General features: G+C 57.8%; 21 protein-coding genes and 3 pseudogenes. 6 read left to right on the top strand and 18 right to left on the bottom strand.

What is annotated here, in order from left to right:
• Positions 1-5: 5 nt before the first annotated feature.
• From CXU21_RS04980 to CXU21_RS05010, 8 genes and pseudogenes are all read right to left on the bottom strand, one after another.
• Entirely contained in the window at positions 6-2,399 is a 2,394-nt protein-coding gene (locus CXU21_RS04980) for a GumC family protein (protein WP_102725264.1), read from the bottom strand.
• A 4-nt stretch (positions 2,400-2,403) separates the two neighbouring features.
• A complete protein-coding gene (locus CXU21_RS04985; protein WP_102714601.1) occupies positions 2,404-3,189 on the bottom strand; it encodes a polysaccharide biosynthesis/export family protein in 786 nt (261 codons plus the stop codon).
• A gap of 19 nt (positions 3,190-3,208) precedes the next feature.
• Positions 3,209-5,191: a polysaccharide biosynthesis protein gene (locus tag CXU21_RS04990; protein WP_180972653.1), complete on the bottom strand. Its 1,983-nt coding sequence runs from the start codon at positions 5,189-5,191 to the stop codon at positions 3,209-3,211.
• 11 nt (positions 5,192-5,202) lie between these two features.
• Positions 5,203-6,318, bottom strand: a complete 1,116-nt coding sequence (locus CXU21_RS12620; protein WP_343125739.1) for a DegT/DnrJ/EryC1/StrS family aminotransferase — start codon at positions 6,316-6,318, stop codon at positions 5,203-5,205.
• A gap of 441 nt (positions 6,319-6,759) precedes the next feature.
• Positions 6,760-6,990, bottom strand: a pseudogene (locus CXU21_RS12625) (serine acetyltransferase); the annotation flags it as partial.
• On the bottom strand, positions 6,987-7,598 hold the full coding sequence (locus tag CXU21_RS05000) for a sugar transferase (RefSeq protein ID WP_275539845.1): 612 nt from the start codon (positions 7,596-7,598) through the stop codon (positions 6,987-6,989). The pseudogene CXU21_RS12625 and the gene CXU21_RS05000, both read right to left, overlap by 4 nt.
• Entirely contained in the window at positions 7,595-8,713 is a 1,119-nt protein-coding gene (locus CXU21_RS05005; RefSeq protein WP_102725266.1) for a glycosyltransferase family 4 protein, read from the bottom strand. The genes CXU21_RS05000 and CXU21_RS05005 overlap by 4 nt, the downstream gene beginning before the upstream one ends.
• Complete coding sequence (locus CXU21_RS05010) at positions 8,710-9,687, bottom strand: EpsG family protein (protein WP_180972655.1); 978 nt, start codon at positions 9,685-9,687, stop codon at positions 8,710-8,712. The genes CXU21_RS05005 and CXU21_RS05010 overlap by 4 nt, the downstream gene beginning before the upstream one ends.
• Positions 9,688-10,275: 588 nt before the next feature.
• Between CXU21_RS05010 and CXU21_RS05015 the strand changes: the two genes are divergently transcribed.
• The 4 genes and pseudogenes from CXU21_RS05015 (at position 10,276) to CXU21_RS05025 (ending at position 13,727) form a co-directional block, all read left to right on the top strand.
• A complete protein-coding gene (locus CXU21_RS05015) occupies positions 10,276-11,346 on the top strand; it encodes a glycosyltransferase (protein WP_180972656.1) in 1,071 nt (356 codons plus the stop codon).
• 253 nt (positions 11,347-11,599) lie between these two features.
• Positions 11,600-12,217: pseudogene (locus CXU21_RS12630) on the top strand (transporter substrate-binding domain-containing protein); the annotation flags it as partial.
• A 90-nt stretch (positions 12,218-12,307) separates the two neighbouring features.
• The gene (locus tag CXU21_RS12635) at positions 12,308-12,985 is read left to right on the top strand and encodes an amino acid ABC transporter permease (RefSeq protein WP_343125740.1); all 678 of its coding nucleotides are present in this window, start codon (positions 12,308-12,310) and stop codon (positions 12,983-12,985) included.
• Positions 12,978-13,727, top strand: coding sequence for an amino acid ABC transporter ATP-binding protein (locus CXU21_RS05025; RefSeq protein WP_102725270.1), 750 nt, complete (start codon positions 12,978-12,980; stop codon positions 13,725-13,727). Before CXU21_RS12635 ends, CXU21_RS05025 begins: the two co-directional genes overlap by 8 nt.
• Before the next feature lie 8 nt (positions 13,728-13,735).
• Here the strand turns inward: CXU21_RS05025 and CXU21_RS05030 are convergent, their stop codons facing one another.
• From CXU21_RS05030 to CXU21_RS05070, 9 genes and pseudogenes are all read right to left on the bottom strand, one after another.
• Entirely contained in the window at positions 13,736-14,497 is a 762-nt protein-coding gene (locus tag CXU21_RS05030) for a hypothetical protein (protein WP_102725271.1), read from the bottom strand.
• 107 nt (positions 14,498-14,604) lie between these two features.
• On the bottom strand, positions 14,605-15,441 hold the full coding sequence (locus CXU21_RS05035; RefSeq protein ID WP_180972657.1) for a hypothetical protein: 837 nt from the start codon (positions 15,439-15,441) through the stop codon (positions 14,605-14,607).
• Positions 15,442-15,570: 129 nt separating this feature from the next.
• Entirely contained in the window at positions 15,571-16,476 is a 906-nt protein-coding gene (locus CXU21_RS05040) for a hypothetical protein (RefSeq protein WP_102725273.1), read from the bottom strand.
• A gap of 1 nt (position 16,477) precedes the next feature.
• On the bottom strand, positions 16,478-17,344 hold the full coding sequence (locus CXU21_RS05045; RefSeq protein ID WP_102725274.1) for a hypothetical protein: 867 nt from the start codon (positions 17,342-17,344) through the stop codon (positions 16,478-16,480).
• 100 nt (positions 17,345-17,444) lie between these two features.
• A complete protein-coding gene (locus tag CXU21_RS05050) occupies positions 17,445-18,353 on the bottom strand; it encodes a hypothetical protein (RefSeq protein WP_102725275.1) in 909 nt (302 codons plus the stop codon).
• Between the two features lie 2 nt (positions 18,354-18,355).
• Entirely contained in the window at positions 18,356-19,198 is an 843-nt protein-coding gene (locus CXU21_RS05055; protein ID WP_102725276.1) for a hypothetical protein, read from the bottom strand.
• A 128-nt stretch (positions 19,199-19,326) separates the two neighbouring features.
• Positions 19,327-19,841: pseudogene (locus CXU21_RS05060) on the bottom strand (adenylate kinase).
• Between the two features lie 33 nt (positions 19,842-19,874).
• The gene (locus tag CXU21_RS05065) at positions 19,875-20,414 is read right to left on the bottom strand and encodes a cysteine hydrolase family protein (protein WP_102725277.1); all 540 of its coding nucleotides are present in this window, start codon (positions 20,412-20,414) and stop codon (positions 19,875-19,877) included.
• Between the two features lie 309 nt (positions 20,415-20,723).
• On the bottom strand, positions 20,724-22,106 hold the full coding sequence (locus CXU21_RS05070; RefSeq protein WP_146016734.1) for a tetratricopeptide repeat protein: 1,383 nt from the start codon (positions 22,104-22,106) through the stop codon (positions 20,724-20,726).
• 137 nt (positions 22,107-22,243) lie between these two features.
• Between CXU21_RS05070 and CXU21_RS05075 the strand changes: the two genes are divergently transcribed.
• Together CXU21_RS05075 and CXU21_RS05080 are read left to right on the top strand one after the other, a co-directional pair.
• Entirely contained in the window at positions 22,244-22,936 is a 693-nt protein-coding gene (locus CXU21_RS05075; RefSeq protein WP_102725278.1) for a pseudouridine synthase, read from the top strand.
• Between the two features lie 15 nt (positions 22,937-22,951).
• Positions 22,952-23,746, top strand: a complete 795-nt coding sequence (locus tag CXU21_RS05080; protein WP_102725279.1) for an RluA family pseudouridine synthase — start codon at positions 22,952-22,954, stop codon at positions 23,744-23,746.
• On the opposite strand, the gene CXU21_RS05085 is transcribed toward CXU21_RS05080, so the two are convergent.
• Positions 23,739-24,380: an NAD(P)H-dependent oxidoreductase gene (locus tag CXU21_RS05085; RefSeq protein WP_102714636.1), complete on the bottom strand. Its 642-nt coding sequence runs from the start codon at positions 24,378-24,380 to the stop codon at positions 23,739-23,741. The genes CXU21_RS05080 and CXU21_RS05085 overlap by 8 nt on opposite strands.
• Positions 24,381-24,537: the final 157 nt, after the last annotated feature.

Genomic DNA, 24,537 nt, shown 5'->3' on the forward strand with positions numbered 1-24,537 from the left:
GTCTTCTAAAGAGAATTATTTTCCCCGCATGGGGAGGAAGTATCCAGGCTCCTGTACACGGCAGCCTTCCGGGAAGAACGGCCCTGGGGCTCCACGTCGCACAGGACGATGCCCATGCGCTTCAGCTCCCCGTTTTTCCATATCTTCTGGAGTCCGGCCAGATCACGCTTCTTCACGCAGCCGGCCCGCATGACGTACAGCGTGGCGTCAGCCAGCCGGGCCACAATGCGGGCATCCGCCAGGGAGGAATAGGGGACGCAGTCCATGAAAATGAAATCATACTGTTCCTTCAATTCCTCCATCAGCTTCCGGATGCGGTCATGCAGCAGCAGCCGGGAGGGATGGTCCGGCAGGGTTCCGGCAAACAGATAGTCCAGATGGTCGGAAACGGAGGACTTTTCCACCAGGGAACGCCAGCCGCCTTCCCCCGCCTGTTCCAGATCGCCGATGCCCGGCTTCCCGGCCCCGCCCAGCAGGGAGCTGAGCGTGCCCTTCCTTAAATCCATATCCATCAGCAGCACCTTCTTTCCAGCCACGGCAAGAGACACGGCCAGATTTACGGAGAGGTAGGTTTTCCCTTCCCCGGAACAGGAGGAGGTAACCAGGACGCTGAGGGGCTCTCCACCGTTCTCGTCGGAAAGGGAGACCATGCGTTCCGCCAGCAGGGGGAAGCATTCGGACAATTCGGAAGGCTCTTCCAGGTTCACCACGATCTCCTGGTTTTTCAGCTTCCGCGGCTTGCGCGGCAGTTCCCCGTAAACGGGAATGGAAGTCAGGGTTTCTATCTCCTTCCGGCGCTTCACGTTGGAATCCAGCACCGCCGCGATCACGCACAGGAGCACGGGAATAGCCATCCCCGCCAGAAAACCCACCATCAGGATTTTGGCCACGTTCGGTTCCAGGGGCCCGTTCCCGCCGCGCACGGCGTCCACCATCCGGGCATTATCCTCCGTAGCGGCCAGGGCCAGGGAATTTTCCTCCCTCTTGTTCAGCAGGAAGACGTACAGGGATTCCCGGACGCGCTGCTCCCGTTCAATATGGTTGACGTCCCTTTCCCGGCTGGAAACGGTCCTGATATGCTCCCGCGTCATTTCATGCTGGTCCTCCACGTTCTTCTTCTTGACCAGCAGGGACGTATAGTAATTATTCACGGAGCGCCTCAGCGCATCCTTCAGGGAGTTCAAGTTGGCTTCCAGCTCGCGGACAATCGGGTTGTTGTCCCCGGCGTTCACCTTCAGGCTTGTTCTTTTCAGCAGGGTGTCATTAAAAACGCCTATCTGGTCCCGGATGCCCATGTCAGCTATCTTCGCATTGATCGGCACCAGCCTGGAATCATGCGCCGCCTCCTGCTCCAGATACTCCTTCAGGTATTCAATGGACTTGATCTCAAGCTCAAGCTCCCTCAGATCCTTCTTGTCATTGATGCTGTTCTCATATTCCTCCGTAAGGGCGGTGGACAGGTCCGTCAGTACATTGGTCTCCCTTTTCAGGTCCTCAATGGACAAGTCGTTCTTCTGCATTTCATCGCTGATGACGTCCAGGCGCTCCTCAATGAACTGGTTCGTTTTCATTCCGCGCCTGTTTTTCTCCTCCAGGGAGGCCTCATTGTAAAAATGGACGATGCTGTGCAGAATCTGCTCCGCCTTCACCGGATTATTGCAGCGCATGGAAATATTAATCAGGTTGTTCTTTCCGCTCGCCTTTTTGACGGTCAGGCCGCCCGCCAGCCCCAGCGCCGCCTGCCTGACTGAAGTTTTTCTGACAATCACGGGGACGTCCAGGCTGCCGTCATTAAACCGGGGCGTTTTCTTCACGATGAATGTCTGGGAGTCAAATTGAATCTCTTTGCCGAAGGTTCCGGTTTTTTCATCACGCCCGGAATCGTCCATATTTTTCTCCACCCGGAATTCCTCCCTGGACACAGGAACCACCTGGAACTTGGCGTCAGCCGCCGCCCCCTCCCGCGTGAACCGTACCGCAATGGGGGAATCCTGGTAGATCTCCACCTTGCGGAATTTGTTCTTCTTCCAGTAAGTAACGTCCAGTTTCAGGTTCCGGACCACGGTTTCCAGCAGGGAGTGGGAGGAAAGGAGGAAGATTTCATTGTCCAGATTGGTGGTGGCCGTATTCACTATCCCATTGGTGGAGGCCAGCACCGTGGCGGCCACGGATTCCTTGGGGTAGTCCTCCTTCACGAGGATGGTGGTGGCCTTCCCGTAAACCTGGGGCTGCCTGGCCGCATACAGATAGGCCAGGGGCAGGCAGATGGCCAGGGAGAGCACGCACCAGTACCAGTTCCGGACAATCCGGCCCATGATGGCCTTCGGGCTGGGGAGCAGGGATGGCGGCGCACTGCCGCCGCCGTCCAGGGGTTCCGTTTTTTGGGAGAGGGCTTTCATGGGATTAAATGCAGAAGGCCAGAATGACCATGGCAATGGAGGTGCCGGAAATCAGGTAGGGATAAATCTGGAGCTGCTCGCTGCGGGTATTCACCTTCCTGTCTGAAGGAGTGACGTAAATGACGTCATTCTGCTGGATGTAATAATAGGGGGAATGGAACAGGTCACTGCTCCGCAGGTCCACCTTGGACGCGATGCGTTCTCCGTTCGCCTCACGGATGATGTAAATGTCACGGTTGCCGTCCATGTTCAGGTCCCCGGCCTTGCTCAGAGCCTCCAGCAGGGTCAGGCGCTCCCCCTTGATTTCATAGCTGCCCGGCTTGGACACTTCCCCAAGAACGGAGAATTTGAAATTCATCAGGCGCACGCTGACTGCCGGGTCCTTGATATACCCTTCCTTGAGAATCTCATTTTCAATATCCGTCGCCAGCTGGATGCAGGTCTTGCCCGCAGCCTTGATTCTCCCCAGAACGGGGAACACGATGTCCCCGTCCGTATTCACGAAGTAGCCGCGCTCGTCATCACGGGGGCTGGAAACGCTGCCGCTGTCCTTGTTGAACATCTGCGCGAGCGTAGGATTCTTGCTGCTGACGGAAATGAACAGGCGGTCGTCCTTCTTGATGACGATCTTATACTCCTTCCCGATGGCCGCTTTCTGGTCCAGCACCAGGTCCTGGACGTAGTTGACTTCTTCAGGCTTGACGCAGGCGGGAAGCGCGCCCAGCAGGAGGCCCGCTGCGAGCAGGCGGCTCCAGAGGACGGGATGACGGAACAAATTAAGGTATTTCATTGGATGGATTGAGTAGGAGTTAGATGGAGAGGGGTTTCTTCAGGTCCAGATAGTCGTACTTCTGGTAAGGGGAGTTATTGCTCTTGTATTCGGGTATTAATTGCTTCATGGCGCGGATGGTTTCCTCCAGGTTGTTGGATTCCGCATGGCGCACCAGTTCTTCAAAGGCTTCCTTCAGCTCGGACATGTCATATTTCCGGGTCTCGAAAATACGGATGCGCTGGTGCGGGGTCTCCAGCGTATGTTCATAGTCCGTCAGAAGTTCTTCATAGAGTTTCTCGCCGGGCCGCAGTCCGGTAAAGACAATGCGGATATCCTTCAGCGGGGAAAGCCCGGCCAGGCGGATCATCTTTTTGGCCAGCTCCACGATTTTGACCTGCTCTCCCATGTCAAAGACGAAAATCTCCCCGCCCTTCCCCATCGCGTTAGCCTGCAAAATCAAATGGCAGGCTTCCGGAATGGTCATGAAATAGCGGATCATTTCAGGATGGGTGACGGTCACCGGGCCGCCCTTTTTGATTTGTTCCTTGAACAGCGGAATCACGGACCCGGCGCTCCCCAGCACATTGCCGAACCGCGTGGTAATAAACACGGTAGAGCCCTTCCCGTACTTCTGAGCCAGGTGTTCCCCCAGGCTCTGCACGTACATTTCAGCCAGGCGCTTGGTGGCCCCCATGACGCTGGTTGGGTTCACCGCCTTGTCCGTGGAGACCATGACGAAGCGCTGCACCCCGTACTTGGCGGCCAGGGACGCCAGATGCATGACGCCCTTCACGTTATTGACCACGGCCGTACACGGGTTCTCCTCCATCAGAGGAACGTGCTTGTAGGCGGCGGCATGGAAAATCAACTCCGGACGGTACAGCTTCATGCTCTCCTCCAGCTGGCGGCGGTGGCAGACGTTCGTGATGGAAGTGGCAACGGAAACCCGGGGGTATAGCTTCTCCACCTCCTGGCGCACCAGCCACAGGGGCGTTTCCGCATGGTCCAGCAGCACGATCCGGCGCGGGGCAAACCGGCACAACTGCCTGACCAGCTCGCTGCCTATGGACCCCGCCGCGCCCGTCACCATCACCACCTTGTCCCTGATGCCGCCGGAAATCTTTTCCGTATCAATGCTGATTTCCTCCCGCTCCATCAAATCCTCAATCTGCACTTCATCCACGGCAACGCCGGAATACTCGTGAAACGACTGGAACAGGTCGTGGGAAACCATCAGCTCAATTCCCTTTTCCAGACAGACGTCCGCCAATTTCTTTTCTCCCAGAATTTCGCCCTTTCCCACAAAAATAACTCCTGAGGCCTGAAACACATTCAAGGCCGTCTCCACCTCCGCGGCCTCCTTGATCAGCCGTATCGGAATCCCCCTGATTTCCTTGCCGTCCGCCTCAGGAGCGGAAGTCAGGATGCCCACCACTTCATATTCCTCACTTTTCAGGCTTCTGATGAGGGAGGCTTTCAGAAGGCAGGCGTCCAGCTTGCCCACCAGCGCGATTCTCTTGCGCCCGGTCGTCGTGATGGAAGAAACCGATTCGGTGGAATTGAGGTGTTCCAGCCATCTTCTTCCGCCGATGCACGCCATGCGGCACCCAATCAGAACCAGGAAGGTGAAGACGAAATTAAAGATGGCGCAAACGACATGCCCCTTGTAATACGTAGGCCAGAGAACAATGTTGAAGAGGCACAGCAGTACGCTGGCCAGCAGAATGGCCGCCATCAGCTTCTGCAAGTCCTTCATGGTCGTGAACCGGACCAGGGTCTTGTAAACGCCGGACCGCCAAAGCATGATGCCCGTGACGAAGAAATCGAAGAGAAGGGCCGCGCCTACGTGCTTGTCCACCCAGTCCCCCTTGTAGATCCATTCCCCGTAGTAGCAGGCCAGCATCGTGACCAGGGAGGAGAGCCCCAAATCCAGCAGGAAGATGAATTTCCCGCTGGCATTCAGCAGATAATGCCGGGCGTAATAGAGGAATTTTGAAATCGGGCTATGAGTCTCAGTCATAAAAACAAACATTAAAGATTCAGCATGACGTCAATGACACGGTCCATATCTCTCCCGGTCAGGGAAGCGCCCGAAGGCAGGCACAGGCCCTGTTCAAACAGGCGGTCCGACACGCCTGACCCGTAAAACGGACAGGAACGGAATACGGGCTGCAAATGCATGGGCTTCCAGAGGGGGCGGCTTTCCACGCCGGCTTTCTGGAGCTCCAGCCTCAGCGTTTCCCGGTCAAACCGTGCCTCTTCCGGATTGATCTGCACGCAGGTCAGCCAGTGGTTGGAATGGTAGCGGGCGTCCGGATTTTCCAGCAGGGACAGCCCCGGCACGCCGGAAAGGCGGCGGCGGTATTCCTCATGAATGCCGCGCCTTTTTTCCAGAAAGGCAGGCAGGGAGAGCATCTGTCCGCGGCCTATGCCCGCGCACACGTTGCTGAGGCGGTAATTGTAGCCAATATGCGTATGTTCATAATGCGGCGCCTGGTCCCTGGCCTGGGTGGCGTAAAATTTGACCCTGTTCCGGGATTCCTCATCCGGGCAGCACAGCGCGCCGCCTCCGGAGGTAGTGATGATCTTGTTCCCGTTAAAGGAAAACGCGCCGTAAGTCCCGAACACCCCGCACTTGCGCCCCCGGTACTCGGAACCGAGCGCTTCCGCGGCGTCTTCCAGCACGGGAATGCCGTATTTCCCGGCAATTTCCATGATCTCCTCCATGCGGGCGGGCATTCCGTACAGGTCCACCGGAATGATGGCCCGGGGAGTGCGCCCCGTCTGCCTGATGCGGTCCCTGATAGCTTCCTCCAGCAGTTCCGGGGACATGTTCCACGTGCTTTCCTCACTGTCCACAAACACGGGGGAAGCCCCCTGGTAAATGATGGGATTGGCGGAGGCAGCAAACGTCATGGACTGGCAGAGGACTTCATCCCCCGGCCCCACTCCCAGCATCACCAGCCCCAGATGAAGGGCGGAAGTGCCGGACGCCAGGGCCACTACGTGGGTTTCCCCCAGGTAGTCCTCCAGCTCCCGTTCAAAAGCGTCCACATTCGGGCCCACCGTAGTCACCCATTTTGATTCAAAAGCTTCACGCACGAACTTTTCTTCAGCCTCACCCGTGCTGGCCAGGGAAAGCCAGATGGCGGATTTCTTTTCCGGAGCCGGAGACGGCTTCTTCTTCAGCACCGCGGGACATCCCGCATACGTTCCGCCCTCCAGGGCGTCACGCACCAGCGTGGAGTTGGCGCCCAGAACCACGTTTTCCTTCACCGTACGGCACGGAAGCACCACGGACGCAGCGCCCAGGAAATTGGCATTCCCCAGCGTCACGCCTCCGGACACCTTGCAGCCGTTGGCCACCACATTCCAGTTCCCCAGCGTCACGTCATGGCCGATCAGGGAGCCGCAGCTGAACAGGTTGAAATCCCCCATGTCCACGTGGCAGCTGAAGATGTGGCCAAAGCTGATGACGTTCCCCTTCCCCATGGCTACCCGGTCACGGTCGTAGAATTTCACGTCCGGGGCGATGATGTTGGGAAAATCCAGCAGCGGATTATCCAGCAGGCCGGAAATGCGTTCCAGGGCCCGGGGGGAAGCAATGGCGATCACGACGGAAAGGGGCTCCTTCCAGGCGTTCAGCTCTTCCACTGCGCCCAGCACGCGCCCGTACTCGTTTTCCGTTCCGGCGGGAACTCCGTCATCAAAGAAGCCGATCAAATTCCAGGAGGGGGACTCCCCGTTGATTGCCCTGAGGCAGCAGGCCGTTTCCCTGCCGAAGCCCCCGGCGCCTATAATCGCTATATTTTTCTTCATTTTCCGGAACCTGTGAATTTTTCCATGGTGGCGCTGCCCTCAGCGCTGATTCCCTGGCGTTGAACAACCTTCACCAGCGTTAAAAAGATGATGCGGGCATCCAGCAGAAAGCCCAGGTGGTCCACATACCAGACATCCAGTTCAAACTTGCGTTCCCAACTGATGGAGTTGCGCCCGTTCACCTGGGCCCAGCCCGTGATGCCGGGCCTCACGTCATGGCGGCGCGCCTGTTCCGCCGTGTACAGGGGCAGATATTCCGGCAGCAGGGGCCGGGGGCCGATGAAGCTCATCTGCCCCGCCAGAACATTGAACAACTGGGGCAGTTCATCCAGGGACAGGGAGCGCACCAGCCGCCCTGCGCGCGTCAGGCGCCGTTCGTCCGGCAGCAGTTCCCCGCGGGCATCCCTTTCATCCGTCATCGTCTTGAATTTGACGATCCGGAACAGCTTGCCGTGGCGACCGGGCCGCGTTTGACGGAAAAACGGCGTGCCGCGGTTCGCCAGGGCCAGAAGCGCCATCAGCGCAAGAAAGGGAACCAGCAAAACCGCCAGAACGGCCAGGGCGATGAAAAAATCCACCACCCTCTTAATGCAATTTCCGTAAATCATGCCGATACCCTCCCGTAAAAATTGAGCAGCGCTTCCCACACGATCCGGCAGGTAAACCTGCCTTCCACCTGCCGGGCCGCTTCCGCGCCCATCTTCCTGCGCCGTTCCGGATCATCCCTGAGGGAGGCCATGGCGCAGCGCAGCGCCTCTTCATCCCGGGCCGGGACCAGCAGGCCGTTCACGCCGTCCTTCACAATCTCATTACACCCGCATATGTCCGTGGCGATGACGGGCAGCTCCATGGCTCCAGCCTGCAGCAGTGAATTGGGGAATCCCTCCCGGTAGCTGGGCAGCACAAACACGTCCGCGGCTTCCAGCCAGGGGCGGATGTCCTCCTGGAAACCGGGGCGGAACACTCCGGGCACCTCCAGTTCTTTTCCGGCGTAATCCTCCGTCCAGCCCACGAGCGCCAGAAAAACGGGCGCCCCCGTCCCCTCCGCGCGCAGGGCGGCAAATGCGGCAAGCAACTCGCGGATTCCCTTGTCTTCCGTAATCCTCCCCACAAAAACGTACAGCACGGCGTCCTCCGGCAATTCCAGGCGCGCCCTCACTTCCTCCCGGCAGCCGGAACAGCGGAAATAGTCCGTGTCTATGCCGTTGATATTGCCATGGGCCAGGATTTCCAGCGGCTTGCCCGTCACTTTCTCCTCCATCAGGAGCTTTTTGACGCCCTCCCCCTCCGGAATAACATGTGTGGCAAACAGGCAGATCAGGCGGTCCATCTGCTTCAGCAGGCATTTGAAGGCACCCTTCCGGTACGGGAATATCAGGCCGGTGAAAGTATGGACCCGGACTGGAACACGGGCAAAAGCCGCCGCCGTCATGCTCAGCAGCCCGGCCTTGGGCGTAAGGGAGTGTACCCCCCACGGGCGTTCCCTGCGGAACAGCAGGAACAGGCGCCACAGGCTCTTCAAATCCTTCCACAGGGAAATGGACCGTTCTATCTCAAGCTCCACGGTAGGCACGCCCTCACGGCGGCGGATGCGTTCATGCTCCTCACCGGGGGAAGCCACGGCGAGAACGTCAAAGAAACCGTTCAGGTAATTCAACTGCCCCTTGAGCAGCAGGTCCAGGGAGATGGAGGCCGCCGCAACCCTGATGATCTTCTTTTTCATGCGTTGTAAATATTCATGTAAAAGGTGAAGACGTAGATCGCCGGGATAAAGCAGGCCAGTTTCTTTTCCTGGTCAGCCCAGAACCTTTGCTTGAAAAAGGGATAGATGAAGACAAAGCCCATCAGGAACCAGGAGAGCTGCGCGAACCTGTTGCTGAATGCCGCGTACATGCAGAGAATCCAGAACGCATTGGCCGCAATGTAAATGTTCAGCAGCCACGTGTACATCACGTCCCGGTACTCCTCCCTGAACAGGAAGTAACAGCCCGAGATGATGGGCAGAGCGCTGTAAATCAGGAAATCCCAGCGGAAACCGACACTGCTGAACAAGGCGGAGGAAGCCTTCAGTTCATCAGCCTGGTTGATGTAAAGGGTCAGGCGCGGATCATCGAAAAAGCCGGAGGAGGCGATCATTTCCCCAATGGCGGGCCCGGCCAGAATGACGGCGAGGATGCAGCACAGCCACGCCGCCACGTAATACCGCGTATCCGTCACAAACCAGGCCAGCGCGCCTGCGGCGGCCAGCAGCATCATGGACTTGTGCAGGCTGACGGCAAGCACGGTGAACAGCAGCAGCATCTTGAGGTTTTTCCGGAATGTAAGGCCCAGAATCATCACGGAAGCGGCCATGCCGTTGCGGATGCCGTTGACGCCATACACCCAGAAGGTGAACATGGCGCACGCAACCAGGAACGGAATGAACCACCTGGCGCCGAAAATCCTGTAGCTGGCCAACGCCAGCGCCCCCACGTACACCGCGGCGCAGGTCAGGAAGTAGTCATGCACGTTACCATGCTGCACCCAGGCATGCAGGATGACGGCAAACAGCCATTCCCCCTTCATGCCCGTCAGCTGGGCTTTCCAGTTCCCGGCCTCCCCTTCCTGAAGGGTCTGGAATTCCGCGGCGTAATTAATGGTGTCTCCAAACTCACCGCTTACGGGCCGCGCGCCCATGTACAGGATCAGGGCGAGCACGAACAAAATCCCGGCAAGGCTGTCCAGCCGGGTCGTGGCAGGAGAATAAATTCCTGCCGTTCCCGCCTGATACACTGCACCCAGTATAAAAAAAAGAACAGTCCAGTTAAACAATGCTGTGTATAGGGAAATGGGAACAAAATCAAAACACATGCCAAGGCAAAAAAGGACGCGGGCGTACTCTAACGGATTATCAGTCCGTTTCAGAATATGAGCCCGGGAAAGCCATTAAATTCAATCTTTTAGGCAGATGGTTGAAAACGCCCCGTTTGTTTGGGTAAAATCCAAAAACACCTTAAGTTTTATATTGTCAGAATCTTCGATTGACTGCGGACTGATAATCCGGTTTCATATTCTGCTTCTAAAAAACGCTTTTTTCTTTCATATATCATTACATATTGAATATGAAGAAAATAGCAAATGACACTAATTATCCGACAATGCAAAAAACAGCTTTTCAGCATTGTTTGATGCCTCCGGATGACCTATCGTTCCTTCCGGTCCGGGCCATGTTCCTCACCTTCGTGCCAGACAGGCATTCTATTCATGGCGGCGGAGCCTTTACAACCATCAGGCCCATCGGCACCCATGCAGCCCCACCTTCACCCCGCGCCGGAAACTCCCCTCGTCAGCATCATCGTCCCCGTGTACAACCTGGAAACGTGCGTTTCCGCCTGCCTGGACAGCCTGCTGGCCCAGACCTGGCTGCCGCTGGAAATTATTCTGGTCAATGACGGTTCCACGGACGGGACGGCGCGCATCCTGAACGCTTACGCGGAACGGCACCCCGGCATCAGGGTCATCACCCAGGCCAACGCGGGGGTGGACGCCGCCCGTTATGCCGGCATGGACGCGGCCACGGGGGAATATGTCATGTTCGTGGACGGGGATGACGCCATTTTTCCGGACAGCGTAGAGGCCATGGTTCAAATGGCCGTCCGGGAACGGGCGGACATCGTCATCGGGGACTACGTGCGCCACCTGGACCGCTTCGGCCTTTTCCGCCGGAAAGACGGCCATATACCGCATAGCCGGGTGGTGGAAAGGGAGGAGTTCCTTTCCTCCTACTATTCCGGCTTCTTCGGCATGGACCGCCATGGCCTCTTCTACACGTACGGGAAAATGTGCATCAAGCTTTACAGAAGGGAATTCCTGCTGGACAACCGCCCGGCCCCAAGCGGGCTGAGGTATGCGGAAGACCAGCTGTTCAACCTTCAGGTCTTTCCCGCTGCGGAACGGATAGCCGTGCTGGCAAGGGAGGTGTATATCTATAAATTCGGAGGAGTGACGGGCAACCTGTCCCTCTCCCTGTTTGACGACATGCTGCTCCTTCATTCCACAAAACTGACCATGACGGACCGGGAAGACTGGAAAAAAAGCGAGCTGGGAGCCTTCCTGAACAACGTCCGCAGTTTTCTGGCTACTCTGGCGGTTTCCGGAGAGCTGACGGCCCGCAGCATGCCGGAGGCGCTTGAAAAACTGAACGGCAGCGCCATCTGGCGCCAGGCGCTTGAGGTCCATCCGTCCCTCAATGACCCCTTTTTCTCCGCCATGCGCCGGAATGACGCCGCTGCGGCCTATGGGGAGCTCAGCCGCCATACCATCCTGAAAAAAACCGCCTACCGGCTGCGCAGGGCCATCCTGAAGCTGGTGCGCTGAACCCGCTTCCATGGAGGGGGTCTTCCCCTGCTCTTCCCGCCATCCATGGAAGGGAAAGCTGCACCCGGGAAAGACAATTTTTTATTGCGTTCCGGGCAGGTAAATCATATATCCCACCGATTCAACCGCTGCCGGTTCCTCCCTTTTACATGCCATGGCTTTCCCTCCTTTCCTGAAATACCTCGGAGCCCTTCTGACGGGCTGGCTCCTCCTGTGCTCCAGCGCGGGAGCGGCGGAAAACGGTAAAATCCTGATGGTCACGGAAGCGACTTTCCCGCCCTACGAATTCTGGGAGGGGAACGCCATCATGGGCATTGACCCGGAAATCATGCGGGAAGTGGCCCGGCGCACCGGCAGGGAGCTGGTTATTGAGGACATGAGCTTTGACTCCGTGATTACGGCGGTAGTCTCCGGAAAGGCGGACGTGGCGGCCTCCGGCATCACGGTCACTCCGGAACGCCAGGGAAAGGTGGATTTTTCCATCCCCTACATGGAAGCGGCGCAGGTCATCATTGTTCCCAAAGGCTCCCCCATCCGGAGCAGGAACGACATCCGCGGCAGAAGAATAGGCGTGCAGCACGGAGCCACCGGAGACACCTACGTCACCCGGAACATCCAGCAGCCGGAACGCTTCCCCAACGGAGCGCTTGCCGTAGCGGCCGTAGCAGCCGGCAAGGTGGACGCAGCCGTGATTGACCAGGACCCCGCCAGAATGTACGTGGCCGGCAACGACCGGCTGGAAATCCTGCCGGAACCCCTCACCTCCGAGAGCTACGCCATTGCCGTGCGCAAAGGGAATCCGGAACTTCTCCGGGACATCAACAGCTCCATAGCGGACATGAAAGCCTCCGGCACGCTGGAGGAAATACGGGCCAAATACGCGGCCATGCAGGTAAAATCCGCCGCGGGGGCCGGAAAACACGCCGCGGGCGGAAACTGGCTGGAAAACGCGTGGCTGGACATGAAGGACTCCTTTGACGTCAACTTCATGCAGGAAGGGCGCTGGAGATACCTGGCCAACGGCTTCCTGGTGACGCTGGAGGTCTCCTTCTTCTCCGTCCTTCTGGGCATCCTGATGGGCTTTGTGGTGGCCGTTATCCGCGCCACGCATGACAAGACGGGCGGCCTGCGCTTCCTGAACGCCCTCTGCAAGCTGTACCTGACGGTCATCCGCGGCACCCCGGTGGTGGTGCAATTGCTGATCATCTACTTTGTGATCTTCGGCACGGTGGACGTCAGCAAGGTGCTGGTGGCCGTGGTGGCCTTCGGCTTCAACTCCGGAGCCTACGTGGCGGAAATCATCCGCGGCGGCATCATGTCCATTGACAAGGGACAGTTTGAAGCCGGGCGCAGCCTGGGCCTGGGCTACTCCCAGACCATGGTTTTCATCATCCTGCCCCAGGCCTTTAAAAACGTGCTTCCCGCGCTGGGGAACGAGTTCATCGTGCTGCTGAAGGAAACCAGCGTCTCCGGCTACATCGCCCTCCAGGACCTGACCAAGGGCGGGGACATCATCCGCAGCCAGACTTACACCGCCTTCATGCCCCTGACGGCCGTAGCCCTGATTTACCTCTCCGTGGTCATGCTGTTCAGCTGGCTGCTCGGCAAACTGGAAAGGAGACTGAAAAACAATGAATGAAGAGCCCGGAAACGCGCCCATGTTCCAGATCAGCCATCTGGTGAAGGAATTCAACACCGTGCACGCGGTGAATGACGTTACCACGCAGATCCGCCAGGGGGAGGTGGTCTTCATCGTGGGGCCCTCCGGCTCCGGAAAAAGCACCTTCCTGCGCTGCCTGAACCTGCTGGAGGAACCTACTTCCGGAGAAATCCGCTTTAAGGGGGAACTGATTACGGCCCCCCATGCGGACGTCAACAAATTCCGCCAGCACGTGGGCATGGTCTTCCAGCACTTCAACCTGTTTCCGCACCTGACCATTCTGGAAAACATCACCATCGCCCCCGTTAAAACGGGACGCTCCACCAGGAAGGAAGCCGTGGAACAGGCGGAAACCCTGCTCCGGCGCATCGGCCTGTACGACAAGCGGAACTCCTATCCCCTCCAGCTTTCCGGGGGGCAGAAGCAGCGCATCGCCATCGTGCGCGCGCTGGTCATGAATCCGGACGCCATCCTTTTTGATGAACCGACGTCCGCCCTGGATCCGGAAATGGTGGGGGAAGTGCTTTCCCTGATGAAGGACCTGGCCCAGGGAGGCCTGACCATGGTGGTGGTCACCCATGAAATAGGCTTCGCGCGCGAGGTGGCCTCCCGCATCCTGTTCATGGACAAGGGAAAAATCGTGGAGGAGGGGCCTCCGGCCCAGCTCATTGACCATCCCTCCAACCCCAGGCTGAAGGAATTCTTCTCCAAGGTGCTCTGATGCGCCCTCTACTCCGGGACCGTTCCGTGCAGCCCCATCTTCATATCCACCGGGAGGGAGACCGTCCCCATGTCCTCCTTGCGGTATAGCCTGATTTTCAGCTTGCTGAGGTCCGTCCCGCCATCCACCGCCATGTATTGGCCGATTCCGGGGCGGCTGGAATCACGGGAGATGATACCGTTGACAAAGTCTGTCTTCAATGGTTTTCCATCCCCGTCCATCAACTCCCAGGAAGCAATACGGTAACCCTTGTCATTCCAGAGCATGACTTCCAGCACCCACTTCTCTCCCAGGCGGCGTGAAACCTTCACGGACAGTTCCTCCACTCCCGCGTCTCCCGCCACCGCCATATCTCCGGCACACTCCTGCTCCTCCTCCGGCCCGGCCATGGCCACAGGGAACGAGACTGCCCCTTCACTGAGGGAAAAATCATAAACCGGGCTGGGCACATCACGCGTTACAGGAAGGTGGAACGCGCCATGCAGCCGAATCCACTCAGCTTCCGGAGACGGAAGCTCCGGGCATTCCCCCTTGAACACGGTTACCCTTCTCTTTCCCCTTTTCCAGGTATGCAAATTTCCCACGTCAAAGGCCACGGCGCCCAGTTTCCTGCCTGTGGAATCCTCCGCTTCCAGGCTCTGGTCCCCCACATCGCCGCTCCGGATCAGATTAAAGGGCTCAAACACGCCAAAGTTCAGCTCAAAAGACAATTTAACGGCCGGGGGCGCCTGTTCATCCGCCTCCGCGGATTCCTTGCAGCGGATTTCCATGCTCCTTAACCCCGACTCCACAGGAATCTTCTGAGTGAGGCCATCGTCACCGGCAAAGGCCCCGGGGGCGCAGCACAACATCCAGCAAACCAACCCGGCAGGTTTCATCATTTTTCCTCCTCCTTCTTTTCTTCCCCCTGACGGACGGGCGCCACCATGCCGCCCATGCCCGCCTTGAAAGACACGGGCACCATCACCTCCTGCAAGCTGGAGGCATATTTTACGGCCATCTTGAACCGGTCCTTGCTCTCCGTGCTCATCCAAATATTTTGCAGCCAGTAGTACTGGCCATAACTGCCATGAAATGCTTCACAGGATTTGGAAACATCGCCCGGCTGCCCGTCCTCCGTAAAAAACTCCAGCTCCTTGATTCCGCAGGGTACGGCGGTCTTCACCCGGATCACGGCTGAAACTCCTTCCCTGCCCTTCCTGCGGCCCGGGCGGCACCACTCCACCGTGACGGCAGCACGCACGTCGCTTTCCTTCCCCAGGGCGGCGCCTTTCAATAAGATGGACGCCTTTTCTCCATCTTTCAGGGAGAGCGTTATTTTTTCCGAAAGCTTTACCGACCGGGACACGGCTACAGGCATGCAGCCCTGCACAGACATCCACGTGGAGTGCGGGGCGGGCCTCCATTTCTCCCCCCAGATATGGAGGTTTGCCCGGAAAGCGGCAGACTTGTCACGGTTATCCGCCGTGCAGAAAGACAGCGGAGCATTCGCCATGCGGGTGCCGCGGGAATCCGCTATTTCCGGCTTCTCTCCGTCCTGGCGCACATACGCCACCCGCCAGGGAGGGTTACATTGAAGCCTCAGATTCCACTGGATACGGAGCCTGGGGGAAGGCCCGGAATCGCCAAGCTCTCCATACTGGAACTGGAGACTATCAAACCGCGCCTGCACCCGGGGCGGGGAAGAAACTTCCGCATGCAGCATTCCCGTCATGCATGCCGCCGGCAGTATGGTCAATAATAAACGCAGCATCACAACAAGTCAGAGGGTTGGTTCCATGTAAGCCGCTTAACCGCTAACGCAAGCAAATAGAACTATAAATAAACATGGGAGGCCTTCCCGTTACTTTTTCTTATCCCTGATCTCCCCCCTCATGCCCAGCTTGACGTCCACGGGGACAGAGACCGGCTCCACAGGAACCTTGTAAATCATCCGGAACCTGAGTTTTTGCATATTCTCCGGCTCTTCAAACTGCAAGCGATTTGTCCATTCACGGTAGGAGGAGTTCATGCTGCTCCCCCCGCCCCGGGATTCGGTTTCCAGAACTTCGTCCTTCTCATTGAGAATTTCAAAACGGTCCAGGTCGAAGGAGCTTTCCACCCCCAGCCCCAGAATCATTTTCCTCATCTTTTTTCCGTTCCTTTCAAACGTACTGCACTCTTTCAGGAAAAGCCTGCCTGTAGGCACGCTTTCAGACAGGACGATGTCTCCGCCTCCCGCTTCCTCCCGGTCATTGGCCCCCGGCAGCGGCACATGCTCTTCCGCCTCTTCTGCCAGGGGAAGTTCGTAAACAGGGCTCTCCACGGAACGGGAGACGGGAACGCGGAACACCCCTTTCAGCCGTACCCAGGAAGCGTCCGGAGAAGGCAGTTCTCCGGCAACTCCATTGACGGTTGCCTGTACTATTCCGCCTTCACTCCGCGGGTACATGCTGCCCATCCTAAACTCTGCCGGAGCCAGCTTCCTGCCGGTGGAATCGGTCGCCTCCAGATACTGGATACCGTCATTGTATCGCGACCCAAAGCCCAATGGGGACTTGACGCTGAAATTCACTCCGAACTTCAGCTGCAGAGGGGATTCCTGGGGCGCTCCGTTAATCCACATGCTGTTTTTTTCCATGCCGACGGAAACAAAAACGACCTTCACCGGATTTTTTTCCTCCGGCTTGCCGCCGCCCCACGCCGCCGCTCCCAAAGCCGCAGCGGCGCACAGCAAAAACCGGGCAACAATAATGCTCTGCCTATTCATCCTAGTTCTCCTTGTTCGGGGTATCCTGTTGTTCCACGACGCCGGACAGGCCGCACCGGATACAGACGGGCACCATGATTTTCCTTAATCCCTCCGCATATTGAACGGCCACCTTCAGTTCCTCCTGCTTCTTCCCCTGCATCCGGAAGTACCGGCCCCAGTCATAACTCTTCAGGGAGCGTCCGGAGCTGGAACCGTAATTTTCCGTCACCAGCGGAGCGCCATCCGGGGAATGCAGTTCAAAATCCAGAAAGCCAAGCGGAGTGGAAGAATAGACTTCCACCCTCAGCATATACCCCTTCGTGTCGTCTCCGCCCTCATCATAATGGCCTTTCAGTTTGACCTTCACGTCCCCGCCGTCCAGTCCGGCGTTCTTGAGCACCAGAGGAACGGAGAAATCCTTGACCGTCATCTTGAGCGTCACGCTCTCCGAAACGGCGGGGCTGCTATATATCACCAAGGGAACCTCCCCTTTGACTTCCACCCACCTGGCTTTTTCCGAAGGCAGCCAGGACGGCGTACTTAAAAAAATTGTTCCGGCTATGTTGCTCTGCTGGTAGGAACGGGAATCACTGTAACGGCAATTCGTTTTGGCAGGAGAACTTCCTTCGGAATCCGTCAGGGCCAGCTCGGAGCCGGACTCCCCGCCATAAGCCACCTTCCATGAAGAAGACGTTTCCCTGACCTTCAAATCCATGGAAAACGACCGGCTGGCTTTTGAAAACGGCCCGGCCTCCTGGAGGTTCGTTCTCCAACCATCCAGGGAAACGGTTACGGCAGGTTCTTCAGGGCTTTCCTTTCCGGCAGCGGGGCCGGAAAGGGCTACCAGGCAGAACACGGCCAGGGCGGGCAGGCAATAATGACACATAAGCAGGGGGTTGGAACTTTCCCACCATAGCAGGTTTACCGGACAGGACAAGTTGAAAACGGCACTCCATCAAAGAACCGGCCCCAATTCCAACAAAACGCTACCTGGCTTTCTTTCCCGCTTCCTCCCGTATTTCCCCTCCCATTCCAAACCTGGCGTCCACAGGAACGGTAACATACTCCGGCACTGTCTTGTAAATCAACCGGACCCTGCATTTGTCCCTATCCATCTTTTCCGGGGAAGAAAAGGTAAAATCAGCGGACCAGCTTCTTGACTGTTCATCAATGTCGGACCTATTGGGTCTCCTGTACTTCATTACCTCTCCCTTCCCGTCGAGAAGCTCGATTTTTTCCGGCTCGAACCGATGATTGGCATCCAGGCAAATGTCCAGGGAGAGCTGCTTTTCTCCATCGCCCTTCTTCCACTCGCACTTGCCTACGTAAAGCTCTCCCATGGGCAGCTCATTTGACTTCACCACATCATCCGCATTCCTGACGTACCCCTCCTCACTGCCCGGCAGAGGAATAAGGGAGGAGGCCCCGGGCCTTAAGGGGAGTTCATAAACGGGACTTTTCAACATGCGCACCACCGGAACCCTCAGGCGCCCCTTCATCCGGACCTGCGTACAGCCGGCGGGCGGCAGGCAGGCAGCCGTACCCTGAATTTCCACATAACTCACCCCTTTCTGCTCTCGTCCGTTCAGCCAGCCCGTATAAAATTCCACAGCAGCCAACTCCCTGCCGTCCATATCACACATCTTTACGGATTGCCTTTCCGCAACGGAGCGGTTTCCAAAGTCCCAGGGTTCAGGAATAAAAAGAACCGCCTGGCACTTCCACTGCAAATCTCCTGTTCTTTTCCCATTTTCCGAACTCCGCTCCAGGCCCGCCTTCGTGAAGGCTATTTCCACCTTCTCCTCCCTCTTATCACTGCCGGAGCCCCGGCACGGCTGCCAGGCCGCCAGGCAGGCAAAGACGCCGCACCATAAATAACGCATTGCATTCATCATCCTTACTTGCCTGAAGTTTCTCCGGCTATTCCGGACAGGCCGAATTTCATATCCACAGGTACGTCTACCTGATGCAGTCCGGTCATGTAGTTCACAAAAACCTGTATTTCCCCTTGTTCCCCGGGATCCAGCCCGTAATCCCACTCCCACACCCATAAAGAGAGGCCGCCGGAACCGGGAGATTGGCTGGTGCACCAGTTTCTTCCCATAACGGGAGTCCCGTCCGGCTTCATCAGCGTCACGCCTTCCACGCCAAGAAGGCGTGGAGAGCTCAATTTCACATTCAGGTCTATCTTCCCGGAACCCTTGTTGAGGGACCATTTCAGGTTCAGGGTTGTCTTGACATCCCCCGGCCGCCCGTCATCCATCAAACCGCCGCCTTTCAGAACGAGAGGCCGTTCCTCCTTTTTCTCCTTCATGGAGAAAAGCGCCCCTTCAGACAGCGCTTCTTTCTCCCCGGTGACAAGAGAAACATTTCCTTTCACGCTCACCCAGCGGGCGGCCGGGGATGGAACCCAATGTTCCGTTTCCATCACCAGTTCCGGATCACTGGAACCCAGAGAATCCCGGTAATCGGACGAAGCGCTGCCCGCGCCGCTGGAATCACCTATCTTCAGATGGATGCCATCCTTCCGGCAGCCTATGATTTTACCGGGAGCAGGAATGGAGAAGCCCAAAACCACGATGAACTTTTTCCGAGTTTTTTTGATTCCCGGCTCCCATGAGGTTTCACTCGCAGCCGACAGAAGAGACGCGGAAACCATCTTTTCCGGAGGAACTTCACCACTCCGCGCGGGAACGTTTGCCGACAGGCACGCCGCGGAGAAGACGGAAATAAGTTTCATCAGGGCAGTTCTCACAATACTTCACGCTAACATTTCTTTTTCAAGGAGCAAGGGCAAAATGAAGACGGCAGGAATTCACCGCCGTTCCATGCCTCCGGGAACAGCGGAACCGTGGGCTCCGTCATCTTTTACAGCGCAATATCCACGCTGTAGGCACCGTCGATCAGCACATAATCACACCCGTGCCGCCTGCACTGTTCCAGGTTATCCCTGTTTTCCCGCAGCAGCCTCCCCGCGTGCAGGAGGCGTCTTCCAGCCGCCGCTCCATCACGTTTGCATGGTTCATGATGTCATGGTAATGCCGGCGAATATAGTCCTCTGAAAAAACCAGGCACACATAACGAATCTGCTTCAGGCCAGCGGAGTCAAAATCCTTTTTCCAGTCAAACGGGATGTAGCAGCCTTCCACCACCAGATTCTGCCTGTTCTCAATCGCGGTTTTTACGATTTCCCGGATGATGTTCCAGAGGAAGGGCGTCAGCTCTTCATCGGAACTTTCAGGCGTGAGGGAACACATTCCGCTGCGTATCAACCCCATTTTTAAATGGTCAATGGATAAATAGGGATACGAGTACTTTTCCAGCACCCGCTGCGCCGCAAGCGTTTTCCCCGTATGCGAGCTGCCGCCAATCAGTAAAATCATCGGAAAGCCCTCCATGACAGGCGCCCGGAGCGCCTAAAATTCCAGTTGCTCCGCAAGCTTGACGTCGGCAAACATGCCGTTCAATCCGGCCATATAGGCATCATGCACGGTGTTCGCCGGGATGCAATTTCCCATGATCTCCAGGTCCCTAGCAGCGCAGGCGTCATAAAGCAGCGTTACCGGAATGCCGTAATCCTTCGCGGCGCGCACCGTGGTATCAATGCACATATGGGTCATCATTCCGCAAACCACCAGTTCACTCACTCCCACCGCCTGTAAAAGCTCCTGAAGGTTCGTCTGGAAAAAGCTGTTGGGGGCGTGCTTGACCACAACCGGTTCCCCTTCCATGGGGGCAATATCCGGATGGATTTCAGAGCCGGAGGTACCCGGAATGAAAAAGGCGGCGCCGGGCCGGGTATTGATATGCCGGACAAAGATAACCGGGCATTCCTTTTCCCGGAACCGGTTCAACACAGCCCTGACCCGTTCAAGGGCCTGAACGGAGCCAACCAGTTCACAACGCCCCCCCGGAAAGTAATCATTTTGAACGTCAATAATCAGTAATGCACGCATAAGTTTCTGCCTCCGCCATTATTTTGCCTCCCGGCGCTTCTCCAGTCTATTACTGAACCCCTCCGTTGTCAAATACGGGCGGGCGCGGCCCCACGCTCCAGTCTCTCCCCGCCCCGGCTCATTCCGGAAAGAAAAAATACCGCGCGGCTGGATCATTCGGTACATTCCCTGTCTTCAAAACAACGGTTTCAGGATTGTGTCCATTCAAAGGCACATCCACCGGAGCGCCTGGTCTATTGGCAAAAAGCCTCTGCCGTTCCCGGCAGAGGCTTTCGGAGGCGCCCTTGCGGGCAAGGAATAAGGCAGCCTTTACTTGCTGTAGGAGGATTCCACGCGCGCCGCTACGTCGCGGTAGCCGTATTCGGCGTCGTAAATCTGCTGGAACGCCGCCAGGGATTCTTCCTTCCGGCCCAGCTTTTCATCAAGCAGGCCGATCATGTAAAGGATTTCCTTCTTGGTGTCATTCATTTCAATCAGCTCCTTGTTGGCTTCCTCCAGCTGGCGCAGGGCCATATCATGCATGTTCTTGGCATCATAGCACTTGCCAAGCAGCAGCATGGCGCGGATGCGGATATGGGGGTTGTTGCGCGCGCGCTGGAGCTCCGGAATGGCTTCCGTATAGCTGCCGCAGTCAAAGAGGGCCTGGCCGAGTTCAAAACGCGTCTGCGGGTCCGTGGGGTTGTTTTCCACGCGCTGGCGGTACAGGGCCACCTGCTGTTCAGCGGCGTCCTTGCTGAACTGGGCCAGCTGTTCCTGAAGTTCCTTGTTGTCAGGTTCCGCGGCGGCGCGTTTGCGGATTTCCTCCACCTGGGCCTTGCGGTAGCGCTCGTTCATTTCCGAAGCCTTGTTTTCCAGGGAAATGTCATTGTTGCTGAGGCTGAACGCATAGTTGTAGAAGGAATAGGCATTTGCCCAGTCTTCCATCTGTTCATAGACGCCGGCAATGTCGCGCACGACGGCCAGATCCTGCTGGTTCTGGGCATAACGGGCGGAAAGGAGCCCCAGGCGTTCTTCCAGTTCAGCGCGGGTGAGGCCCTTCTTGTCGCTCTTGTCCAGGGCGTTCGTTTCCGCGGAGTTCTTCATCACATCCTTGAAGCTTTTGGCTTCCTCCCACTTCTGCTGCTGCATGGTAGCGCGCGCCATGCAGTCCTTTTCACTCTTCACGGCCAGGCTGTCCGTGGGGTCCAGCTTCACGATGTCATGGTACACCTCAGCCGCTTCAGCCGGCATATCACGGGAAACGTAATGGGAGGCCAGCATGTGGAGCATTTTCTTGTTGCCGGGATGGCCCTGGCGGACGGTTTCCAGCGCAAAGGCGGCCAAATCCGGGAAGTCCACGTCCATGGCGGCAGTGAACAGGGCCTCATTCACGGGAATGCTGTACGGATCATTTTCCAGTTCATCTTCCAGGGAGGAGAGCTGGGTGGCCGCATCCTTCTTGGAGGAGGTGAGCTTGCTGGTGCTCATTTTCATGCCGCTGAACAGGCCGGCCTTCTTGGCTGACGGATTCAGCTTGATTTCACAGGCGCGCAGGGCCTTGCGGCCTTCCAGAAAGCCGGGGAGCTGCTTCACCAGGGCCTTGAGCAGGCTGACGGCATAAGGGTAATTGTTCATGTCCACCGCCTGGCGGGCGCGCACCCAAAATTCGGCCTGCTGCGGGGTCAACTGATCTTCTTTAATCGTTTCAATCATGGAACTGTATAAGCGTAAATGGTGAGCAACGGAGACGCCCCAAACAGGGAGCCCCCGCATGTAATAGTTTAATGCTATCAGCAGGGGAGGCATACTTCAACCTTGTTTTTTGTTCCCGTTAGGAAAAAATACGCCGTATGAGACTGGATGCTCTTTTATCCCGCTACGGGTACTGTTCCAGGCGGGAGGCGCCGGGCTGGATCAAACGCCACTCCATCACCTTCAAGGGGGAACCATGCACCGCCCCCACGGACAAGGTGCAGCCGGACGGCATTCTGCTGGACGGGGCCCCGGTGGAATTTCCGGACGGCCTGTATGCGGCCCTTTACAAGCCGCTGGGATACACATGCAGCCATGACAGCGAGGAGGGGGACGTGATTTATGACCTGCTGCCCTTCCAGTGGAGGCACAGGAATCCCGCAGTTTCTTCCGTAGGGCGGCTGGACAAGGAAACGTCCGGCCTGCTTCTCATCACGGATGACGGGAAGTTCATTCACCGGATGACATCTCCCAAACACCATGTTCCCAAGGTTTATGAAGCCGTTACGGAAGAGGATATTCCGGCGGAGGCTGTGGAGCTGTTTGCCTCCGGCGCCTTCACGCTGGCCGGGGAGGACCGTCCCTGCGCCCCTGCCGCCCTGGAAATCCTGGAACCGCGCCGCGCCCGGCTGACGCTGACGGAAGGGAAGTACCACCAGGCGCGCCGCATGCTGGCGGCCATGGGCGCTCCCGTGGCTTCCCTGTGCCGCATTTCCATCGGCTCCCTGCGCCTGGACGAGCTAAACCTGGAGCCGGGGGAATGGACGCCCATCCGCCCGGACGCGCTGTAAGCCCCACCCCGCGCCATGTGGATACCCATTTCCGACGCTCCGATTGCCTGCTTTCCCCACTTTGAGGTGGCGGCGGAGTCCGGGGACTGGATCGTAGTGGACAAGGGGGCCCCCCTCATCGTCCATCCCTCCAACGGGAAGAAGGAACCCAACCTGCTGGAAGGCGTGGAAGCCCTGCTCAGCTATGAAATCACCAATGGAGCCGCGCTTTCCCTGGTCAACAGGCTGGACCGGGAAACCAGCGGCCTGACGCTGGTCGCCAAGAACAAGGCGGCGGCGCGCCAACTGGGCAGGGCCATGCAGCGGCGCCTGATGCACAAGGAATACCTGGCCATTGTCCGGGGATGGCCGGAATGGACGGAGACCACCTGCACCGCCCCTGTTCTGAGGCAGGGAGACGTGGCGGAAAGCCGCATCTGGGTGAAGCAGGCGGTACACCCTGCCGGGAAGGAATGCTGCACCGTTTTCCGGGTGGAACAGGCATGGAGTACTTCCCACGGGCCGCTGGCGCTGGTCCGTTGCATCCCGGAGACGGGGCGCATGCACCAGATACGCGTGCATCTGGCGCACCTGGGCCACCCCATCCTGGGAGACAAGATTTACGGCCCTTCCGAGGAATGCTACCTGGACTACATCCAGCACGGCTGGAGCTGGGAGCTGGAAGAAAAACTCATTCTGCCGCGCCATGCGCTGCACGCCTGCCGGCTGGGGTTCCCCTTTGATGAACAGATGTTCACTGCGGAAGCGCCTCTGCCGGAAGACATGCGCAGACTGCTTGATGCGGGGGGCCAGGAAGATTCCGTCAGATAACCGGAATGACCTCGTCCCGGTCAAAGCGGACCTTTGCCAGGCGGGCGTACTTGTCCGCCTCTTCATCCCGGTAACCCAGGGCCAGGGCGCAGAGCGCGTAATACGGGGTGCCCTCCAGCTTCAGAATGCGGTCATAAGCCGCGGGGTCCATCCCCTCCAGCGCGCAGGTATCCACCCGGAGATCAGCGGCGCTGCTCATCATGAAGCCCAGGGCGATGTATACCTGCCGTTCAAGCCAGGCTTTCAGCACCTCCGGAGACTTGGAGTTCACCAGTTCAAAAATGCGGGCGCGGTACTGGTCCAGGGATTCCATGGTAACGCCGCGCACTTCCACGATGCGTTCCAGATAACGCTGTACGTCTTCCGGCTTGAAATCCCTGCGGGCGCAGAAGACCACTAGGTGGGAGGCATCCGTAACCTGGGACTGGTTCCAGGACGCCTTGCGGAGCTCGGCCCGCACAGCGGGATCCTGCACGTCAAGGAACTTCCACATTTGAAGCCCAAGGGAGGAAGGGCTTAAATGCAGGGCTTCCAGGAGGGCCTCCCAGTCATCCGCCGGAATGCGGCGGTCCGGGTTGAATATCTTGGTGGCGTAACGCCATTCCAGCGTCTTGATTAATTCCTGAGCGTTCATCTTTGTTATAAGGCTTAATGGTGCAGGGCTTCCTGCGGATACCCGGCGCCGTACGACGCTCCCGTGATGGCATCCGCCATGGTTGGTCCCATATCGTCGCATCTTCCTTCTTTCCCCTCCGGAATGCAAGCCAAGGTTCCGGCACAAGAGCGGCGGC

Source organism: Akkermansia muciniphila (genome assembly GCF_002884975.1).
Classification (GTDB): domain Bacteria; phylum Verrucomicrobiota; class Verrucomicrobiia; order Verrucomicrobiales; family Akkermansiaceae; genus Akkermansia; species Akkermansia muciniphila_C.

What these genes read in the sequence shown, in the direction of transcription:
- CXU21_RS04980 (WP_102725264.1), bottom strand. Translation starts at nt 2,399, where the DNA reads ATGAAAGCCCTCTCCCAAAAAACGGAACCCCTGGACGGCGGCGGCAGT.
- CXU21_RS04985 (WP_102714601.1), bottom strand. Translation starts at nt 3,189, where the DNA reads ATGAAATACCTTAATTTGTTCCGTCATCCCGTCCTCTGGAGCCGCCTG.
- CXU21_RS04990 (WP_180972653.1), bottom strand. Translation starts at nt 5,191, where the DNA reads ATGACTGAGACTCATAGCCCGATTTCAAAATTCCTCTATTACGCCCGG.
- CXU21_RS05000 (WP_275539845.1), bottom strand. Translation starts at nt 7,598, where the DNA reads ATGATTTACGGAAATTGCATTAAGAGGGTGGTGGATTTTTTCATCGCC.
- CXU21_RS05005 (WP_102725266.1), bottom strand. Translation starts at nt 8,713, where the DNA reads ATGAAAAAGAAGATCATCAGGGTTGCGGCGGCCTCCATCTCCCTGGAC.
- CXU21_RS05015 (WP_180972656.1), top strand. Translation starts at nt 10,276, where the DNA reads ATGCAGCCCCACCTTCACCCCGCGCCGGAAACTCCCCTCGTCAGCATC.
- CXU21_RS12635 (WP_343125740.1), top strand. Translation starts at nt 12,308, where the DNA reads ATGAAGGACTCCTTTGACGTCAACTTCATGCAGGAAGGGCGCTGGAGA.
- CXU21_RS05025 (WP_102725270.1), top strand. Translation starts at nt 12,978, where the DNA reads ATGAATGAAGAGCCCGGAAACGCGCCCATGTTCCAGATCAGCCATCTG.
- CXU21_RS05030 (WP_102725271.1), bottom strand. Translation starts at nt 14,497, where the DNA reads ATGGAAATCCGCTGCAAGGAATCCGCGGAGGCGGATGAACAGGCGCCC.
- CXU21_RS05035 (WP_180972657.1), bottom strand. Translation starts at nt 15,441, where the DNA reads ATGACGGGAATGCTGCATGCGGAAGTTTCTTCCCCGCCCCGGGTGCAG.
- CXU21_RS05040 (WP_102725273.1), bottom strand. Translation starts at nt 16,476, where the DNA reads ATGAATAGGCAGAGCATTATTGTTGCCCGGTTTTTGCTGTGCGCCGCT.
- CXU21_RS05045 (WP_102725274.1), bottom strand. Translation starts at nt 17,344, where the DNA reads ATGTGTCATTATTGCCTGCCCGCCCTGGCCGTGTTCTGCCTGGTAGCC.
- CXU21_RS05050 (WP_102725275.1), bottom strand. Translation starts at nt 18,353, where the DNA reads ATGATGAATGCAATGCGTTATTTATGGTGCGGCGTCTTTGCCTGCCTG.
- CXU21_RS05055 (WP_102725276.1), bottom strand. Translation starts at nt 19,198, where the DNA reads ATGAAACTTATTTCCGTCTTCTCCGCGGCGTGCCTGTCGGCAAACGTT.
- CXU21_RS05065 (WP_102725277.1), bottom strand. Translation starts at nt 20,414, where the DNA reads ATGCGTGCATTACTGATTATTGACGTTCAAAATGATTACTTTCCGGGG.
- CXU21_RS05070 (WP_146016734.1), bottom strand. Translation starts at nt 22,106, where the DNA reads ATGATTGAAACGATTAAAGAAGATCAGTTGACCCCGCAGCAGGCCGAA.
- CXU21_RS05075 (WP_102725278.1), top strand. Translation starts at nt 22,244, where the DNA reads ATGAGACTGGATGCTCTTTTATCCCGCTACGGGTACTGTTCCAGGCGG.
- CXU21_RS05080 (WP_102725279.1), top strand. Translation starts at nt 22,952, where the DNA reads ATGTGGATACCCATTTCCGACGCTCCGATTGCCTGCTTTCCCCACTTT.
- CXU21_RS05085 (WP_102714636.1), bottom strand. Translation starts at nt 24,380, where the DNA reads ATGAACGCTCAGGAATTAATCAAGACGCTGGAATGGCGTTACGCCACC.